This window comes from Niveispirillum fermenti, assembly GCF_052474395.1.
The window spans coordinates 1,061,181-1,079,502 of record NZ_CP156678.1; the positions used below are offsets into that span (position 1 = coordinate 1,061,181).

General features: G+C 60.0%; 13 protein-coding genes, 1 pseudogene and 1 other annotated feature. Of the genes and pseudogenes, 7 read left to right on the forward strand and 7 right to left on the reverse strand.

Annotated elements, in window-relative coordinates; genetic code table 11:
- Positions 1 to 659 precede the first annotated feature (659 nt).
- Positions 660 to 2,354 (forward strand): GspE/PulE family protein, encoded by a 1,695-nt coding sequence (locus tag ABC728_RS04075; protein ID WP_445376329.1) that lies wholly within the window; start codon positions 660 to 662, stop codon positions 2,352 to 2,354.
- On the forward strand, positions 2,324 to 3,385 hold the full coding sequence (locus ABC728_RS04080; RefSeq protein ID WP_445376272.1) for a type II secretion system F family protein: 1,062 nt from the start codon (positions 2,324 to 2,326) through the stop codon (positions 3,383 to 3,385). The genes ABC728_RS04075 and ABC728_RS04080 overlap by 31 nt, the downstream gene beginning before the upstream one ends.
- A gap of 384 nt (positions 3,386 to 3,769) precedes the next feature.
- On the opposite strand, the pseudogene ABC728_RS04085 reads toward ABC728_RS04080, so the two are convergent.
- The 5 genes and pseudogenes from ABC728_RS04085 to ABC728_RS04105 form a co-directional block, all read right to left on the reverse strand.
- A pseudogene (locus tag ABC728_RS04085) lies at positions 3,770 to 4,209 on the reverse strand (IS5 family transposase); the annotation flags it as partial.
- Between the two features lie 65 nt (positions 4,210 to 4,274).
- A complete protein-coding gene (locus ABC728_RS04090; protein WP_416622315.1) occupies positions 4,275 to 4,499 on the reverse strand; it encodes a hypothetical protein in 225 nt (74 codons plus the stop codon).
- 34 nt (positions 4,500 to 4,533) lie between these two features.
- Entirely contained in the window at positions 4,534 to 5,517 is a 984-nt protein-coding gene (locus ABC728_RS04095) for an RHS repeat-associated core domain-containing protein (protein WP_445376273.1), read from the reverse strand.
- A 42-nt stretch (positions 5,518 to 5,559) separates the two neighbouring features.
- On the reverse strand, positions 5,560 to 6,204 hold the full coding sequence (locus tag ABC728_RS04100) for a hypothetical protein (RefSeq protein WP_416622371.1): 645 nt from the start codon (positions 6,202 to 6,204) through the stop codon (positions 5,560 to 5,562).
- Positions 6,205 to 6,217: 13 nt separating this feature from the next.
- The gene (locus ABC728_RS04105) at positions 6,218 to 8,638 is read right to left on the reverse strand and encodes an RHS repeat-associated core domain-containing protein (protein WP_445376274.1); all 2,421 of its coding nucleotides are present in this window, start codon (positions 8,636 to 8,638) and stop codon (positions 6,218 to 6,220) included.
- A gap of 76 nt (positions 8,639 to 8,714) precedes the next feature.
- Between ABC728_RS04105 and ABC728_RS04110 the strand changes: the two genes are divergently transcribed.
- Positions 8,715 to 9,943, forward strand: a protein-coding gene (locus tag ABC728_RS04110) for an IS3 family transposase (protein ID WP_445376275.1) whose coding sequence is annotated in 2 segments (ribosomal slippage) — positions 8,715 to 9,009 and positions 9,009 to 9,943 — 1,230 coding nt in all. Because the reading frame shifts where the segments join, the coding sequence is not laid out codon by codon here.
- Positions 8,996 to 9,112, forward strand: a sequence feature (AL1L pseudoknot). (Overlaps the previous gene by 117 nt.)
- A gap of 60 nt (positions 9,944 to 10,003) precedes the next feature.
- On the opposite strand, the gene ABC728_RS04115 is transcribed toward ABC728_RS04110, so the two are convergent.
- The gene (locus tag ABC728_RS04115) at positions 10,004 to 10,273 is read right to left on the reverse strand and encodes a hypothetical protein (protein WP_416622170.1); all 270 of its coding nucleotides are present in this window, start codon (positions 10,271 to 10,273) and stop codon (positions 10,004 to 10,006) included.
- Positions 10,274 to 10,378: 105 nt separating this feature from the next.
- Between ABC728_RS04115 and ABC728_RS04120 the strand changes: the two genes are divergently transcribed.
- Both ABC728_RS04120 and ABC728_RS04125 read left to right on the forward strand, forming a co-directional pair.
- Positions 10,379 to 11,599, forward strand: coding sequence for an NnrS family protein (locus ABC728_RS04120; protein WP_416622167.1), 1,221 nt, complete (start codon positions 10,379 to 10,381; stop codon positions 11,597 to 11,599).
- Positions 11,600 to 11,669: 70 nt separating this feature from the next.
- Positions 11,670 to 12,377, forward strand: coding sequence for a Crp/Fnr family transcriptional regulator (locus tag ABC728_RS04125; protein ID WP_416622166.1), 708 nt, complete (start codon positions 11,670 to 11,672; stop codon positions 12,375 to 12,377).
- 1 nt (position 12,378) lies between these two features.
- Here the strand turns inward: ABC728_RS04125 and ABC728_RS04130 are convergent, their stop codons facing one another.
- A complete protein-coding gene (locus ABC728_RS04130; protein ID WP_416622165.1) occupies positions 12,379 to 13,089 on the reverse strand; it encodes a cyclic nucleotide-binding domain-containing protein in 711 nt (236 codons plus the stop codon).
- A 1,024-nt stretch (positions 13,090 to 14,113) separates the two neighbouring features.
- On the opposite strand from ABC728_RS04130, the gene ABC728_RS04135 reads away from it, so the two are divergent.
- Positions 14,114 to 16,321: a 4Fe-4S binding protein gene (locus ABC728_RS04135; protein ID WP_416622164.1), complete on the forward strand. Its 2,208-nt coding sequence runs from the start codon at positions 14,114 to 14,116 to the stop codon at positions 16,319 to 16,321.
- A gap of 56 nt (positions 16,322 to 16,377) precedes the next feature.
- Positions 16,378 to 18,309, forward strand: coding sequence for a TAT-dependent nitrous-oxide reductase (gene nosZ, locus ABC728_RS04140; RefSeq protein WP_416622169.1), 1,932 nt, complete (start codon positions 16,378 to 16,380; stop codon positions 18,307 to 18,309).
- The last annotated feature ends 13 nt before the right edge of the window (positions 18,310 to 18,322 follow it).

Below are 18,322 nucleotides of genomic sequence, written 5' to 3' on the forward strand. Positions count from 1 at the left end.
TCAACACGCCGGACATCCCGATCGCTCATCATCAGCCAGCCCATGACAGCCCCCAAAACCGGCCAAAACCGATCCAGAGACTGACATTTCTATCTTGCTCAGGACTGACATTTTAACTTTGCCTACAACTAAATGCGCGGTAAGGATAATTATGGAAATACCCGGAGCGGTTTTGGCTGTGTAAGGGACGTAAACGACGTTGGGTTCTGGCCCATCCGGGCACGTCGTGAACATTGATATCCGTAGTGTCCACGATGATTAGCAAGCGCGCCGGGACAAGCCGCCGCTGAGCGTAATCTCGATCTGACCGAACCGGTGCGGAGTCCGATCCTGCAGACCTTGACCCATTTTTCGGTGCATTGGCATTAGTAATATGCCCGAAAATGCAGCAGGAAGTCCGCCAGCGGGCTCAATCTCCTTAAGACTAGCCAACGACTCCCGTTATGCGATAACAATTCCTCATGTCCACCGCGATGACCAGCACCGGCATGTCGACAAGGAGCCATCCGGCTCAGGGTAGCCCTCCGCTGGACCGGGTCCTGGAGCTGTTGTCAGAACGGGGGCAGCTTCCTGCGTCATCCCTTGCACGCGCTCGAGCCACCAGCTCAGCCAGAATTGACCGTGCCTTGTTGGATCTCGGCCTTGTGCCGGACGACGCCATGGCGGCCGCATACAGCACCGTCCTTGGCCTGCCGTTACGAGATATCGGGAGCCAGGCGGAGGGGATCCTTCCGCCGGACACGCACCTGAACCCAGCCTTCCTTCGCTCGAACCGTGCCCTGCCCTTAGCTTGGCCCGACGGACGGGTGGAAGTACTCCTTGCCGATCCGCTCGACGCCAGCCTGCGTCGGGCGCTGGAATTCGCTCTGGGCAGTACGCCGAACTGGGCGGTGGCGACCGGGCGGGAAATCGAGGCGGCGCTCTCGCGCATCCTGCCGGCCGAGGATGGCGGGGGCGATTCCGCGGCGGATATGTTGGAAGGCGACGCAGAACGCCTTCGGGACCTTGCCAACGAGGGGCCAGTGGTCCGCCAGGTGGGCGACCTCGTCCAGAAGGCGCTGCAGATGCGCGCCACCGATATCCATGTGGAGCCGATGGCCGACCGTCTGGTGGTTCGGTACCGCGTCGATGGTCTGCTGGGCGAGACGGAGACCCTGCCCCGCCGTGACGCGGCTGGACTGGTCAGCCGGCTGAAGGTCATGGCGGGTCTGGATATCGGCGAACGGCGACTGCCCCAGGACGGGCGCATCCGGCAGACCTATGGCGGCCGCGACATCGACTTTCGCATCGCCACGGTGCCCACGGTCCACGGGGAGGATGTGGTGCTGCGCGTGTTGGATCAGGCAGGTGGTGGAGGGACGCGCCTGGACCGGCTGGGGTTGCCGCCGGCGGTAGAGAAGGCGCTGGCCGCGGAACTGGAACGACCGCATGGCATCGTCCTGGTTACCGGTCCCACAGGCAGCGGCAAGACCACCACCCTATACGCCGGGCTTCGCGGCATGGATGCCGGCAGCCGCAAGATCCTGACGGTCGAGGATCCCGTGGAGTATGTGCTGGATGGGGTCAACCAGACGCAGGTGAAACCTTCCATCGGCCTGACCTTCGCGCACGTCCTGCGTTCCTTCCTGCGACAGGATCCCGACGTCATCCTTGTGGGGGAGATCCGCGACGGGGAGACGGCGGCCATCGCGGTCCAGGCAGCGCTGACAGGCCATCTGGTGCTGTCCACTCTGCATACCAACAGTGCCGCTGGGGCGCTGCCGCGCCTGATGGACATGGGCGTCGATCCGTACCTCCTGTCGGCCACGATCAACGGCGTGCTTGCGCAACGGCTGGTGCGCGTGCTGTGCCCGCAATGCAAGGGTACCCGCGAGGTGACGGAACGGGACATCCGCGCGCTGGGGCTTTCGGGCGGTATCCATGCGGTCCCGCGCGCGGTGGGCTGCCCGGCCTGTGGCGGGACGGGATATCGCGGGCGGCGGGCGCTCGCCGAATGGCTGCCCGTGGACGAGGTCGTGCGCGCGTCGATACGGGAAGGCACAGGCGCCGAAACGCTTGAGCACCTCATGGTGGAGCGCGGCTTCCCGACACTGACTTCGCGCCGGTGCCGAATTGGTGGCGTCCGGGAATACGACGCCGGAGGAGGTGATGCGTGTCGCCAAGGCCGGGTGAAACAGCGACGTTCCGCTACAGGGCGCTGCGGGCCGATGGGTCGCGCGAGACCGGGCATCTGGAGGCGGGCAGCGACAAGTCGGCGTTGGAGCAGCTTCGCGCGCGGGGGCTTACGCCAGTCACCCTGCGGCCCCTTCCCCAAGCCGGGACGGTGCGCAGCTGGTTCAGGCCGCCGGCGCTGACATCGGCGGAGCGGTTGTCCTTCCTGCGGGACCTTGCCAACCTGCTGGAAGCCGGCATCGCGCTGGAGCCCGCCCTGGGGTTGGTTGGGGAGAAGATGGAACGGGCATCGGCACAGGGCCTGGTGGAGGACGTGCGCCGCCGCGTGCGTGCCGGCGAGGGTTTGGCTCGGGCTATGGTGGCGCAGGGCGGACTGTTCCCGCCGGAGGCCCAGGGCATGGTGGCCGCCGGCGAGCAGGCGGGTGGTCTCGCCGCCAGCCTGTCCCACCTGGCCGACCTGGAGGAAGGCCGCACGACATTCCGGCAGAAGCTGGTTTCGGCCTTGATCTATCCGGCGCTGGTGGGCCTGCTGACGCTGGCGGCGCTGGCCCTGCTGAGCGGCTATGTCATCCCGCAGTTCGAGAACCTCTTTGAGGGCAGCGGGACCCGGCTGCCCGCCAGTACGGCGGCGGTCCTGGCCGCCGGTCGTTTCCTTGGGGAATTCGGGCCGTGGCTGCTGCTGCTTCCGGCAATGGGAGGACTTGCGATCGTCAGGCTGCGCCGCCGCCCGGTGGTCAGGTTGGCGATGGATGGGTGGTTAGTGAGGCGGACAGGGCCGCTGGGCCGATTGGTTCGGGACGCGGAGATCGCTGTCTATACCCGGACGTTGGCCGCCCTGCTGGGTGGGGGCGTACCACTTGCGGATGCGCTGGCGACCGCCGGCCTTTGCCTGTCCAACCGCGCTCTGGCGGGTGCTGCCCAACGTGCCTCGGAACGCGTGCGCGGAGGCACGTCGCTCAGCCGGGCCATGTCGGCGGAACCGCTGTTCCCGCAGCGGCTGGCACGGCTGGTGGCATTGGCCGAACAGGCGACCGCCTTGCCGCGAGCCTTATCGAATCTGGCAAACCTGCTGGAACGGGAGCGGACTACTGCGCTTGGCAGGCTCCTTGCATTGCTGGTGCCAGGCTTAACGCTGGTACTGGGTGGGCTGATCGGGACAATCTTCGCGGCGCTGATCTCGGGGATCATGAGTATCAACGATATAGCGGCTTGAGCGGTCTGCCACTCTGCCAAATCACGCGGCGATACGAAGCCGGTTCCTGGGCGCGGTGTCCACCTTCAATGGGGTGATTTCTCCCAAGATGAGAACAAATCGTGAATTTTCTTCCGGATCGCCGATAGGCGTATAATCTCACTGTCTCGCAAGCCTATGCCATATACCAAGTCGCTGTAATTGGCGAACGAACGGCAGAGTCCGTCTCCGTTTCCCATAGCAGAACACATCGCTACGACACTCCCTTGGACAACCTAGTCGGGTTGACTTGTCATACGATACGCCCACCATTGCGTGGGGTGATTATTGTGATGTACTTTTTCCTGCCATAATCGGGGACTTTTCATTCGCCACTTCTGGGGAGTTTTATCCCGCCAGCGACAGCCGCTTCTTGCCTTTGATCTTTTTGCCCGCGTCGTAGCCCGCCGGGTCGATGCAGCGCCCCCTTTTTCAGCGCTTTTCACGCTCTGGCTGTCGATGATCGCTGCGGTCGGACTGGCATCGCGGCCAGCCTGCTCACGGCACCGGACATAGAGTTCGTGATGGAGGCGGTCCAGCGTCCCGTCCCAACTCCACAGGCTCAGATAGTCGAAAACCGTGCTGCGCGGTGGCAAGTCCTTCGGGATCGCCCGCCACTGGCAGCCGGTGCCCAGCACATACATCACCCCGTTGACCACCTCCCGCAGGTCCACACTGCGCTGGCGCCCTCCATGCTTGGCCGGAGGAAGCAAAGGCGACACCAACACCCATTCCGCGTCGGTCAGGTCGCTTGGGTAACGAAGGTGATCCCGGTTGTACAGGGGGCGGTTCTCGGGCGTCCACATGACCTTTGTCCTGATGATGACGCCAATTAAAGAATCACAATTGTGTCACCGCCCGCAAACCATTTTCATATCGCATTGATCTCATTCAGATCCTTCTCGGACGGACACTGAGAATATCCCTGCCATGGCCCAGAAAGCTCTTTTCCGGAAATTATTTCAAATTCCGGAAAGCCCAAATTGTGATTGGCACAAACATTATCAGAAAAAGAAGGACCCTTGAAGGCCACCCTTCCGCTAGAAAGTAAGATAGCATTGCACAAATCAAGAAAAATACCAGCCATGACATCCATGGTTTCATATCAATCTCCTTGGAATCCGAAAGGTCTATTCTTTGCAATCAAGATTATAGAGCGATGGAGTATTGAAGCCGGCATTCACTCCCCCGTTCACATAGGCGAGCGGCGTCCCAAATCGCCCGATGGCAGCACCGGACAAGCCTGGATCGGTGCCAAGCACATTGTAGCCAACGGAGCCACCGAGGTTCAATGCAGGTCCAACAGGAATCGCAATGCCTCCTCCCACCACGAGATTTGCGGAAATCATGTTGCTTTCGGTGGGGCCCCCTGCGAGTCCTACGCCAATATCAACGCCAAAACCTACGCCGACCGCAACTGACCACGAAACACCGAACTGCCCGCGCGCAAGATCGAAGGTCGGTCCACCACTAAGCGAAATTCCCAGCCCGGCATACAGATCGGCACCGATGCTTGGGCTGATGGCAGGCAAACCGCAGAGCATGTCCCTGCCGTAGTCCAGTAAGCTCTTTTCCAACGGACTCTCATTACTCATATCACCACCGCCACCGCCGCCACCATAGTCATCGTCCATCTGCCTGTAATCCAGGCCATTGTCGAAGAATCTTCCAAACCAGCGAATGTAGGTGCTACCGCCGCCTCCTCCGCCGCACGTGGTCGCCCCATTCGCCGGCTGCGGACAATCCGTTAACCCTGATGGATCGATCCTGTTGACCGGATCGTTGCCGACATAGGCATAGAGGTTCATGCCGGCGGCATAGCCGATGGGGTCGGGTTGCAGGAACCGGCCCAGGGTCGGAGAATACGCCCGCGCCTTGTAATGGTAAACCCCAACCTCGGCCAGCCAGATCTGGCCCGTGTACTGGAACCGCCCCTGGTTGGCCGCCCCGGGCTGGCCATAGGCATCATAGGTATTGATGCTGGCCACCCCGCCGCCGTTGGTCACGGCCACCACCGATCCGCGCTCGTCGGCCAAAAGCGTGCGGCGGTCGCCCGTGCCGCTGCCTTCGTACCAGACCAGCGGCTGGTCGAGGCCGGTCCTCAGCTTGTCCACCGCGCCCGTCGCCAGATAAACGGCCTCAGCCAGCTTTTCTTATTATTTTCTTTGCCATAATTTCCATCCAAAATAGCCCACCATTATAAATAGAAATATAATAGTAATTATCACCCATATTGATATATACAGACCCGTTGTAAATTGGTTTGAAACAGCAATAATAAACAGAATAAAAAACACCAAACAGAGAATAATACCACATATAAACCATAATAATTTTGTTGAGATCTTAGAATTATTAGGTTTCATTTTATAGAACTGCCGGGCATAATCAAATTTTATACAAAAATCATTAATTATTGCAGATTGAGCGAGAGTCTTAATGTTCACTGCCTCTAAAGATACTTCAATATTATTTGTTTTTTCTATAAGATTGTCGCATTCAATAATTAGATTTATAATATCATCGTGAAATAACACCACAGGATCTATATCCATCCAAGCAAGCCTAGAGAAAACCGGAAATTCAGGGATAAGAAATTCTCCATCTGGAGAAATTCCACAACAATCTGCACCAAAATTTGAAGTCCATTCTTCGAACCGACCAGGAGACAAACCAAGTTCGTTATAGAATTTTCCTATACTTGAAATATAAGTGGTTAAATTTCTAAAATCTTCATTCAATTCACCTTTAGGGGAGACTGGAATTGCCATTGCATCTGCGTGTATTTCTTTATTATTCATCGTTCTCATCCCATTATTTTGGATACGACGTTATTACGGTTCGGCAGTCACTTTTTAACACGAGGTGATTGGTATACGCAGGCGCCCCGGATCCATCAGTTCCATAAGCCGCCCTGATACCAATGTAGCCCAGAAAAGCTAGCGGATGAGGAGCATCGAACACATGAAGGTTACGTACTGGGTCATAAGTTTGCGCCCCAAATAGGTACGTGTAATAGTTGTTATTTAGAACTCCTCTCCATCCGGAGTTCTGAAAATATTGGGAAACCCCAATCATTCCAGACAAATGCCTTTCTATAATATGATCCTGAACGCTTTGAGAGCCTCTTTTATAAAGCATTTTACTATAGTCCAAAGCTCTGGCATTGCCATCTGTTTGTTCGCACATTCCATATTGTTGAGCTACCTGAGTGATTTGAGAAGCATTAGAAACATCATCAGGGATGCTGACCTCGCCGCCACCATAGTCATCGTCCATCTGCCTGTAATCCAGGCCATTGTCGAAGAATTTTCCAAACCAGCGAATGTAGGTGCTACCGCCGCCTCCTCCGCCGCACGTGGTCGCCCCATTCGCCGGCTGCGGACAATCCGTTAACCCTGATGGATCGATCCTGTTGACCGGATCGTTGCCGACATAGGCATAGAGGTTCATGCCGGCGGCATAGCCGATGGGGTCGGGTTGCAGGAACCGGCCCAGGGTCGGAGAATACGCCCGCGCCTTGTAATGGTAAACCCCAACCTCGGCCAGCCAGATCTGGCCCGTGTACTGGAACCGCCCCTGGTTGGCCGCCCCGGGCTGGCCATAGGCATCATAGGTATTGATGCTGGCCACCCCGCCGCCGTTGGTCACGGCCACCACCGATCCGCGCTCGTCGGCCAAAAGCGTGCGGCGGTCGCCCGTGCCGCTGCCTTCGTACCAGACCAGCGGCTGGTCGAGGCCGGTCCCATGCACATAGCGCCGCAGCAGGTTCCCCGACCCGTCATATTCGGCGATGATGTCGGGGCCGTCATAGAGAAAGCGGGCCGTGGCCGACTTGCTGACCTGATAAAGCCGGCCCGCCGGGTCGTAGGCCAGCGTGGCGCCATTGCCGCTGGTCAGCCGGTTCTCCGGATCATAGCCGAAACTGACCGAACCGTCGCCGGTCAGCGACTGCCCGCCGCCATAGCTCAGGGGCGCGGTGCTGTTGCCGCCCGTCTGGTGGCTGGTGACCGACGTCACCCGGTTCAGCCCGTCGATCGCATAGGAACGGTCCACCTTCGACGGGATCGGCCGCGTATAGCTCTCGTTGCTGCTGTCGCGGCCCGTGATCTGGCCGGCGCGGTTGTAGCTGAACCCGACATGCTGGTCCTGGCCCGTGCCCGCCGGGTTCAGGGTCAGGCTGGATAGACGGCTGAGCGCGTCATAGCCGTAGCCCGTCGTCACACCGTTGCCGAAGGCCGCGCCCGTCCGACGGCCAAGACTGTCGTAGCTGAAGCCGACCAGCACCCCGGCGCCTGAGGTCGCCCCGTTCTCCCGCACCGCCTTCAGGTTGCCGGCGGTGTCGTAATCGTAATTGACATGGAACCCGCCCGGCCACGTCACCTTGATCCGCCGGCCGGCCACGTCATAGTCGGATGCCACCTGGCCCAGCGGGCCGGTCTCCGTCTTGCGGCGGCCCAGCGCATCATAGGTATAGGTGATCGTCTGGCTGCCGTTCGACAGGGTCAGCACGCGGCCCAGATTGTCATAGGTGTAGCTGATGGTCTCGCCACCGGAAGCGGGCAGGGTGGATTTCTGGGCCAGGCGCCCCAGCGCGTCATAGGCCAGCGTCGCATTCACACCGTTGCGCATACGCATGCCGGTCACGCGCGAGGCGGCGTCATAGGTGAAGCTCTCGTAGTCACCGCTGTTCACCTGCCCGATACTGGACGGGTGCGGATAGGTGATCTTGGTGACGCGGCCGAACCCGTCATATTCATACTGGGTCGTGCGGCCGCCGGCATCCTTCAGCTTGTCCACCGCGCCCGTCGCCAGATAAACGGCTTCCTGCGTCGTGACCTGGGTGCCCCGCAGGCCGCTGGTACCCAGCGCATCCGTCACCTTCGTCACCTGGTCGGCGGCGTTGTAGGTGTTCTGGGAAATCCGGTCATAAGAACCGTCGCCGCCCACCGCTGTCAGCGTGCAGGCACTACCCGGCAAGCTGAGATAGGCTGCCTGGTTCAGGCGCACTGCGGCGCAATCGGGCCGACTGGCACTGTCATAGCTGTACTGGCTCAATGCCTGGATGGCGCCACCGCCGGTCATCGCATCCCATACTTTGCGGCCCATGCCGTCATAGCCACTGGATGCCTGCTGCACCATGCTGAACCCGGGCCAGTCAGCGTCGGATTGGCTGTTGACGGTGCCCAACTCCTTAGAGGTGACCTGACCATCGACATTATAGCTCAAACGCATAGCCTGTGGCTTGAGAGTGCCTCTGAACCGGTCCGGGATTGTCGGCGGCTCCAACTCCTGAGAGGATGGGGCTACGATGAGCAAGACAACGAACAAATTTTCGGCTGAGGTCCGCGAGCGGGCTGTTCGGCTGGTGCTGGACCACGAGAAGGATCATCCGTCGCGATGGGCGGCAGTTTCATCCGTGGCATCCAAGATCGGGTGTTCGGCGCACACGCTGAATGAATGGGTCAAGAGAGCCGAGGTAGAAAGCGGCAGCCGTGCTGGCATTCCGCTGGATGTGCTGGAGAAGTTGAAGGCGCAGGAGCGGGAGATCCGTGAGCTGCGCCAGGCGAATGAGATCCTGCGCAAGGCATCGGCATATTTCGCGATGGCGGAGCTCGACCGCCGACAGAAATGATGCTGGGCTTCATCGATGCCCACCGCCAGGAATACGGGGTCGAGCCGATTTGCGAGGTTTTGCCAATCGCCCCGTCAACTGTGCGTCGGCATGCGGCCCGCGCCGCTGATCGGGCCAAACTGCCGGCGCGGGCACAGCGCGATATCGGCTTGAAGGCCGCTATCCGCCGGGTGTTCGAAGAGAATTTCCAGGTCTATGGGGTGCGCAAGGTGTGGCGGCAGTTGCAGCGCGAGGGCATCCAGGTGGCGCGCTGCACGGTCGCGCGGCTGATGCGGGAGATGGGCCTGCGCGGTGCCATCCGTGGAAAGCCGGTGAAAACCACCATTGCCGACAAGGCCTTACCCTGTCCGCTGGATCGGGTGAACCGGCAATTCCGGGCGGACAGGCCCGATCAACTGTGGCTTTCTGATTTCACGTATGTGTCCACCTGGAGCGGGTTCGTCTATGTGGCTTTCATCATCGACGCCTTTGCCCGGCGGATCGTCGGCTGGCGAGTGTCCCGGACGGCCGACGCCGGTTTTGTCCTGGATGCCCTGGAGCAGGCCCTGCACCAGCGCCGACCGAAGGGGAAATCCGGACTGGTTCACCATTCGGACCGGGGCAGCCAATATTTGTCCATCCGATACACCGAGCGGCTGGGGCTGGCCGGCATCGAACCGTCGGTCGGCAGCGTCGGCGATTTATACGACAATGCCTTGGCCGAAACCGTCAACGGCCTCTACAAGGCGGAGGTCATTCACAGGCGAGGACCGTGGAAATCCTTTGAAGCCGTGGAATACGCAACCCTCGAATGGGTCGACTGGTTCAACAACCGACGCCTGCTCGAGCCTATCGGAAATATCCCGCCCGCAGAGGCCGAACAACGCTATCATGACGCCGTGAGCATTCAGCAAATGGCAGCATGACTCACGAACTTTTGCCGCCGACAATCCCGGCGCGGTTCAGGCCCCTGTTTGGCCAGACAGTCAGGCGGTTTCACGATAGGTCGTTATGAACTCGCAGGGCGAGCGCATTTTGAGGTCAGGAATGGGGGTGGAAGCGGCGACCGCGCGAGGCAAGATCGGCTTTTGTTGAGCGCGACTTTTCCGCCGCTTCGCGCAGGATTTCTGCTTCCAGTACCTTGCGGCCGACCTGACGCGGGACGAAAACGCCTGATTGAAAGGAGGAAGCGTCGTCATTGCCATAACTGCCTTTTTTGCAACAACCGATGCATTAACAGACAGCCACTTCTTCACGAGCGGTCCTCCACTACTTTCGGCCAGCACAAAAATGCCTTGTGTTTGTGCCAACGCAAAGACCGATTTTGGTCAAAGACGTACCAAAGCTCGTACTGCACTTAGTTGATCGAAGCCGCCATGACCGCTCATTTCGAAGATATGTCGCATCTCCGGCCCTCCCGCTTTGCCCTGTTCGCCTACGGGTTCAGGCCGTTCTTTCTGGTTGCCGGACTACATGCCATCATCATGCTGACCATCTGGCTGGCTGTGCTGTTGACGGGTCGCTGGCCCGATGGCCTGGGGAGTCCGGCGGCATGGCACGGGCATGAGATGTTGTTCGGCTTCGCGGCGGCAGCCATCGCGGGCTTCCTGCTGACGGCAGTGCCGAACTGGACCGGCGAGCGCGGCTATGCTGGGAGTCGGTTGGTTGCACTTGTCGGCCTATGGCTGGCTGGTCGCGTTGCATTAAATCCTCTCATCCCCCTGCCCATCTTGCCGGCGGCCATCATCGACTTGGCCTTCTTCCCCGCGCTTTGCGCCATGGTGCTGCCCTCCATCGTCAAGGCCCGCAACCGCCGCAACTATATATTGCTGCTAGTGCTGATCACGCTGACCCTGGCTAGCGCCCAGTATCATGTCGACCGGCTGGGCTGGCTTCCGGGGGCCTGGGAGCGGGGCCGGACACTGGCCATCGACATGCTGCTGCTGATGGTGGCGCTGATCGGTGGGCGTATCGTGCCATCGTTTACGAGCAGCACCTTGAAGCGGATCGGATGCAAGACAGAAATCCCCACCTTCGGATGGTTCGATCGTGCCGCCCTGGCCACGCTGGTCCTGTTAGCTCTTGCCGACTTGATGCAGCCCGAAGGAACTATGCCGGGTATAGCATCGCTGATGGCGAGCATCGCGCATGCGGCAAGGCTGGCCCGTTGGCGCGGGCTGCGAACGCTGTCGCAGCCGATCCTCTGGGTGTTGCATCTGGCCTATGCTTGGATTCCGGTCGGCCTGCTGCTGAAGTCCTCTTGGTTGCTCACCGGCGCAGAGATCGGACAGGGGTGGATCCACGCCCTGACCGCTGGTGCTTTCGCTACCATGATCCTGGCCGTCATGACACGGGCGGCTCTGGGCCATACCGGCCGCGATATCGTGGCTGCCCGGCCGACCGTCGCCGCCTATCTACTGCTGACCCTGGCGGCCCTGGTTCGGGTGCTGGCGCCGGTCCTGCCAGACGCTGGCTTAGCCTATGACGTGGCCGGGGGCAGTTGGTTGCTTTCCTTCCTGCTGTACCTTCTGGTTTATGCTCCCATCCTGGTGACACGACGCGCTGACGGGCGGCCGGGATGAACTGGTCTGGTGTGAACGTAGCCGTCGGGCCTATGGTGTGCCTTCCCATAATGGCGCCAAGGCGGACCCGATGGAAAAACTTAAACCCGACCCCTCGCTGCTTAAACCCATGCGCATGTTCACGGGGCTGGATGCCGATACCCTGCGTGTGGTGATGGACAAGGCGCAGGCCCGACGCGTTGCCAAAGGCAGCATCGTCTTCAAACAAGGCGATAGTGCCACCACTTGCCATGCTCTGGTGGACGGGCGCATCAAGATCCAGCAGGCAGGGTCCGATGGACAGCAGGTGGTGGTGCAGTTCGTGGGACCCGGGGAGATGTATGGCACGTTGGCCATGTTCCTGTCGGGCTATCCAGGCGATGCCCTGGCCGTGACCGACAGTGTCGACCTGATGTGGTCCGTTGAGACGATGAAGGCACTGATGCTGGCTTATCCTCAGATCGCCATGAACACCATGGCCATGCTGGGCGATCGGCTGGAAGACCTGCAGACCCGTGTACGGCAATTGTCCACCCAACGTGTGGAGCGCCGCGTCGCCTATGCGCTGCTGCGTCTGGCACGTCAGGCCGGACGCGAAGTATCGGCAGGCGTGGAGATCAGCTTCCCCCTCACGCGCCAGGATCTCGCGGAAATGACGGGCACAACGCTGCACACAGTCAGTCGCATCCTCTCCTCATGGGAGAATGGGGGCATTACGGCCGGCGGGCGGCAACAGATCGTAGTGATCAAGCCTGACAGCTTGGTGGCCATCGCGGAGGACCTGCACCTTCCGGCATGACCTATTCGGTCAGGGACAGCGGCCCGTCGGATGCGTCGATCAGGGGATCGGGCCTGGAAAAGGCGACCAGCCTTTCACGGTCTTGGATCAATACGCGGTTGCCCTGTGTCGACAACCCGTGAGCACGCAAGGTTGAAAACGCGCGCGACAGGTTCTCCGCCGTCATCCCCAGCCGCGACGCCAGGGTACGCTTATCGAATGGCAGCAGAACCTCGTCAGCTGCCCCCGCCAAGCCCAGCACATAACAGCCCAATCTCTGAACACCGGTGCGCAGTTTCAGATTCTTGATCTGCCGAACCAAGCGACGGAAATGCTGAGCCAATTCTGCCATGACGGGGGCGGAAAGATCGGGGTCGGCCGCCACGGCACGGCGGAATATCTCTGCGTCCAGCAACAGCACGCGCGAGGGAAGAAATGTCCGTGCCGACATCAGATAGGGCGCCCCCGTCAGAGCAGCGGCCAGGATGAAACTGTCGACGGGGAACAACGTCTCGACCACAGCCTCGTTCTCATCATGGTCGCGGGCGAACAGCTCAACGCCACCTTCCAGCAACACCATAAGGAAATCGGCCTGGTCCCCTTCCCGGAACAGCAGGGTGCCACGCGGATAGCGCTGCAGCGACCCACGCGGCACCAACGCTGCGAGTTGGTCCTCCGTCACCTTGCCGAACATAGGAAGGCTGCGCATCAGGGTCAGGTCTTCAGATCTCATGGCCGGACTGGGAATGGTAAGGTGGATAGTGACGGATCGATGCCGATCATCAGATAGAGGCAGGATACCAGCAGCAGGAAGTCAGCATAGGAACACGCCCCGGCCGACGTCAACCATCCCTGGCCATGGCCGCCATGTCACGAGGCGACGGCCGCAGCCATCGCCTCGGTGGAGAATCTTGGAAACAGGGCATAGTCTTCCAGCTAAACATGTTCCTCTGCCTCCTGCGTAACATGCCGGAGCTGGCTATGCACGCTCTCCACACGTTGCGACAGGTGAAGAGGTTCGTCCAGGTCCCGCCGGGTCTGGTATGGAACCATCCCAAGATCAATGACACCAAGATCGCATCGAACAGGTCAGCCAGCGTTGCGGCGGCGGTGGGCACGGTAGCATCGACATACGAAATGGGCAGGGGCAACAACGAGATGGTCTCTTGCTCCATCGAAGCCGGCACTGCACGGGATAGGTCAGCCGCCGCAGTGCCCACCACAACAGCCCCCATCGCGCGCGGGTAGATCGCTGAAAGACACACTGCTGACACTCGATGACGGGAAAAGCCCTTTCAGACGGTCCAGCAGCCGTTCCGGCGGTAATGCGTCGGGGCAATCCTTGATGGCGCAAATGATGGAGCCGTCGGCTTGTGAGCCTAGCGGGCTGTCGGGCGGCGCCAGACCGTGAGCGACATCGCGCCGAAAGTGGACAAGCTGAGTTTTCATGCTGACACCTGAGTGGAAAATTAAGGGCAACACGCCCCATGCCAGCAGAACTGGCGCCGACCTTCCTTGCGCTGGAGCAAACAACGCCGTGAAGCCCCCGCTATCGCCTCCCAGGCGGTGTAGACCTCGTATCTATTTGTCGGCGCGCAAAGAGCCAGCTGGGTTGGCGCGCTATCGGATAGTCCATCGGGAAAAGTTCGCAGATTGACGCCCCCAACACGTCAAATCAGCGAATTGATCAGGATCAAATACAGTTCCGTAGACAAAGAATATAACTTCACTGTCATGATGATTGGAGTGCTTGACAAATGTCAATGCCGTCGTTGACTTTTTTGAATTTACGTTCTGGCCTGAGTTTATCTTTGGCCATATTATTTATTTTACTGTCACTCACATTATTCTCATCATCGTCGTATTCTAAAGATTTCCGCATCGACACCTACCTTGACAAGGTTCAACCCAGTGACCTTTTCCCGGATGGAGAGCGTTTCGGCCCCCGCAGCGAACGGGCCCCGGCCTATTCCGTCTTTAAGGGCGAAACACTGCTGGGCTACGCCTATCTCTCCAGCGATCTTGTCGACACAACGGGCTATTCCGGGCGACCGATCGACGTGATGGTCGGGTTGACCGCCGAGGGCGTAATCAAGGGCGCCAAGCTGGTCGGCCATCACGAGCCCATCGTGCTGGTCGGCATACCCGTGGCGAGGGTGGAGGCCTTTATCCAGGGCTATGTCGGGCGCAACGTCTTCGACCCGCAATTGACCAACGGCGCCAAGCCACCGGTTGATATCGTGTCGGGCGCCACGGTCACGGTCATGGTGATTGGCGACAGCCTGTTGCGATCAGGCCGCAAGTTGTCACAGATATTGACGCGTGCAACCCTCCAATCATCGACATCCCCGACCCGTCAGATCGATAAAAGCCGCCAGGACCAGGCAGATTGGGAGACCCTGGTCGGCGATGGCTCGCTGCGTCGGCTGGTGTTGAGCGTGGCGGACATCAACGCTGCCTTTACCCGCTCCGGCAATGCGGCCGCCGCCGCTCGGCCGGAACCCGGCCCCGATGATGACAGCTTTATTGAGCTTTATGCCGGGCTCGCCACCATCCCGACCATCGGCCGCAACCTGCTGGGGGATGCGGAATACGAGGCGCTACGTGCCCGACTGAAGCCTGGCCAGCAGGCCCTGCTGATCGCCAGCCGGGGCCGCTATTCCTTCAAGGGATCTGGCTATGTGCGCGGTGGCATTTTCGACCGGATCGAACTGATCCAGGGAGAAGCCAGCACCCGCTTTCGCGACAAGAACCATCGGCGAATAGGCTCCCTGATCGCGGCGGGCGCACCAAACCTTCCGGAGATCGCGTTGTTCACGATCCCCGACAACATGGCGTTCGACCCAACCCAGCCTTGGCGGCTGCAATTGCTGGTACAACGGGCCACGGCCGCGCTGGACAAGAGCTTCGTCACCTTCGACCTGGGTTACATCCCACCGGAGAAATACCTGACAGCCGCTCCGGCCACCATAAGCCCTCCTCCGGCCTCCGCTGCGCAGGTCGATGCACTGGCGGACATGCCGCTGTGGCAACGCGTCTGGGACAACCGCCGGGTGGATATCGTGCTGACAGCATTGGCCGTCCTGGCGGTCACAGCCATCTTCTTCTTTCAGGATGCTCTGGTTCGCCGGCCAAAGCTGTATGAGCGCACGCGCATCTCCGTCCTGCTGTTCACGCTGCTCTATCTTGGTTGGTATGCCCATGCACAGCTTTCCGTCGTCAATGTCCTGACCTTCGTGGACGCCATGCGTCACGATTTCCGCTGGGACTATTTCATGATGGATCCACTGCTGTTCATTCTGTGGTTTTCGGTGACGGCGTCACTGCTGTTCTGGGGCCGTGGCGCGTTCTGTGGCTGGCTGTGCCCGTTTGGCGCCTTGCAGGAGTTATCCAACAAATTGGCGAGAAAGCTGCGGGTGCCGCAGGTGAAGGTGCCGTTCGCTATACACGAACGGCTTTGGCCGCTGAAATACATCATCTTCATGGTGATCTTTGGCCTGTCGCTGCACAGTCTCGCCGACGCAGAGCGCGCCGCGGAGGTGGAACCATTCAAAACGGCCATCATCCTGCATTTCATCCGCGACTGGTGGTATGTGATCTTTGCCGTCGCCTTGCTGCTGGCCGGCCTGTTCATCGAACGCTTCTTCTGCCGCTATCTTTGCCCGCTGGGGGCTGCATTGGCCATTCCAGGCCGCGTTCGAATGTTCAACTGGCTTCGCCGCTACCGCGAATGCGGCAACCCGTGCCATCGTTGCGCCATCGAATGCCCGGTACAGGCCATACATCCTGACGGCCGTATCAATCCCAATGAATGCATTCAATGCCTGCATTGCCAGGTCCTCTACAACCACACCCAGATCTGTCCGGTGGTGGTGGCGCGGTTGAAGAAGGCCGAACGCCAAGCCGCCGTAATGACCAGCGATCCCAGGCGCGCCAAGTATCCGGTGCCGCCGGCGACCCTCTGATCCCCCCTTTTTTTCACTCCCCCGTGCGATCACGGGACAACACACGGAGCCGAGAGATGTCGGAGTATATCGATACGATACAGGGAATGAACCGCCGCTCCCTGCTGGGCGGGACCGCCAAGGCCGCGACGCTTGCAGGCTTGGGAGCCGCCATGGGCGCAGGCGCCACGGGCGGCTTGCTGCTGGCCCCCGGCGCCGCTGACGCCGCCACCAGCGGCAGGAATAGTACAGAGGTGAAACCCGGCGATCTGGACGAATATTATGTTTTCCATTCTGGCGGCCAGTCGGGGGAAATTCGCATCATGGGCGTGCCTTCCATGCGCGAATTCATGCGCATTCCCGTCTTCAACCGTTGTTCAGCCACCGGATGGGGGCTAACCAATGAAAGCCGCAAAATTCTCACGGAAGGTCTGTTGCCGGAAACCAGGAAATTTCTGGAAAAGCGCGGTGGCACCTATCTGAACGGCGATCTACACCACCCACACATGTCCTTCACCGACGGCACATATGACGGGCGCTATCTGTTCTGCAATGACAAGGCCAATACCCGTGTGGCGCGCGTGCGCTGCGACATCATGAAGGTCGATAAGGTTATTGAAATTCCCAACGCCGCCGCCATCCATGGCCTGCGTCTGCAGAAATATCCACGTACGGGCTACATCTTCGCCAATGGCGAACAGCGGGTACCCACCCCCAATGACGGGCGCGACCTCAATGACCCCAAGAAATACCGCTCTCATTTCAGCGCCATCGACGGCGATACGATGAAGGTCGCCTGGCAGATCTGGGTGGATGGCAATCTCGACAATACGGAGGCGGATTATCAGGGCAAATATGCCATGTCCACCTGCTACAACTCGGAAGAGGGCGTGACCCTGGCGGAAATGACCGCTAACGAGCAGGATTGGCTGGTCGTCTTCAATCTCAAGCGGATCGAAGCTGCTGTGAAGGCCGGCAAGGCCCAGATGATAAACGGGGTACCTGTGCTCGACGGGCGCAAGGGTTCCCCCTACACTCGCTACATCCCCGTTCCGAACAGCCCGCATGGCATCAACATGGCGCCTGACGGCATCCATGCCACTGCCAACGGCAAGTTGTCACCTACCGCCACCGTGTTCGACGTGCGTAGGTTCGATGATCTTTTCGACGATAAGATCAAACCGCGTGACACGGTGGTAGCGGAACCGCAGTTGGGTCTCGGCCCCCTGCACACGGCCTATGACGGGCGTGGCAACGCCTACACCACGCTGTTCCTGGACAGCCAGGTGGTGAAATGGAACATCGAAGCCGCCAAGCGTGCCTACAAGGGGGAGCAGGTGTCCCCCATTGTCCAGAAGCTGGATGTGCACTACCAGCCCGGCCACCTGCATTCATCCATGGGGCAGACCAAGGAGGCCGACGGAAAGTGGCTGATGGTGCTGAACAAATTCTCCAAGGACCGGTTCCTGAATGTTGGGCCGCTGAAGCCGGAAAACGATCAACTCATTGATATTTCTGGCGACGAGATGAAGCTGGTCCATGACGGCCCCACCTTCGCTGAACCGCATGATACACTGATCGTCCACCGCTCCAAGGTGAACCCGCGCAACATCTATGACCGCGCAGACCCCATGTTTGCCGACGCCGTGAAGCAGGCTGCCGCCGACGGTGTGACGCTGGAGACCGACACCAAACTGGTCCGCGACGGCAACAAGGTGCGCGTCTATATGTACTCCTCCGCCCCTGCCTTTGGGCTGGAGGAATTCACGGTCCGCCAGGGTGACGAGGTGACAGTCTACGTCACCAACATTGATGATGTTGACGACCTGACCCACGGCTTCACCCTGACCAACCATGGCATCGCCATGGAGATCGGGCCGCAGCAGACGTCCTCCGTCACCTTCACGGCCGATCGTGCTGGTGTCTACTGGTACTATTGCCAGTGGTTCTGCCACGCCCTGCATATGGAAATGGGCGGCCGCATGATCGTTGAGCCGAAGAGCGCCTGACCACCGCCTTCTG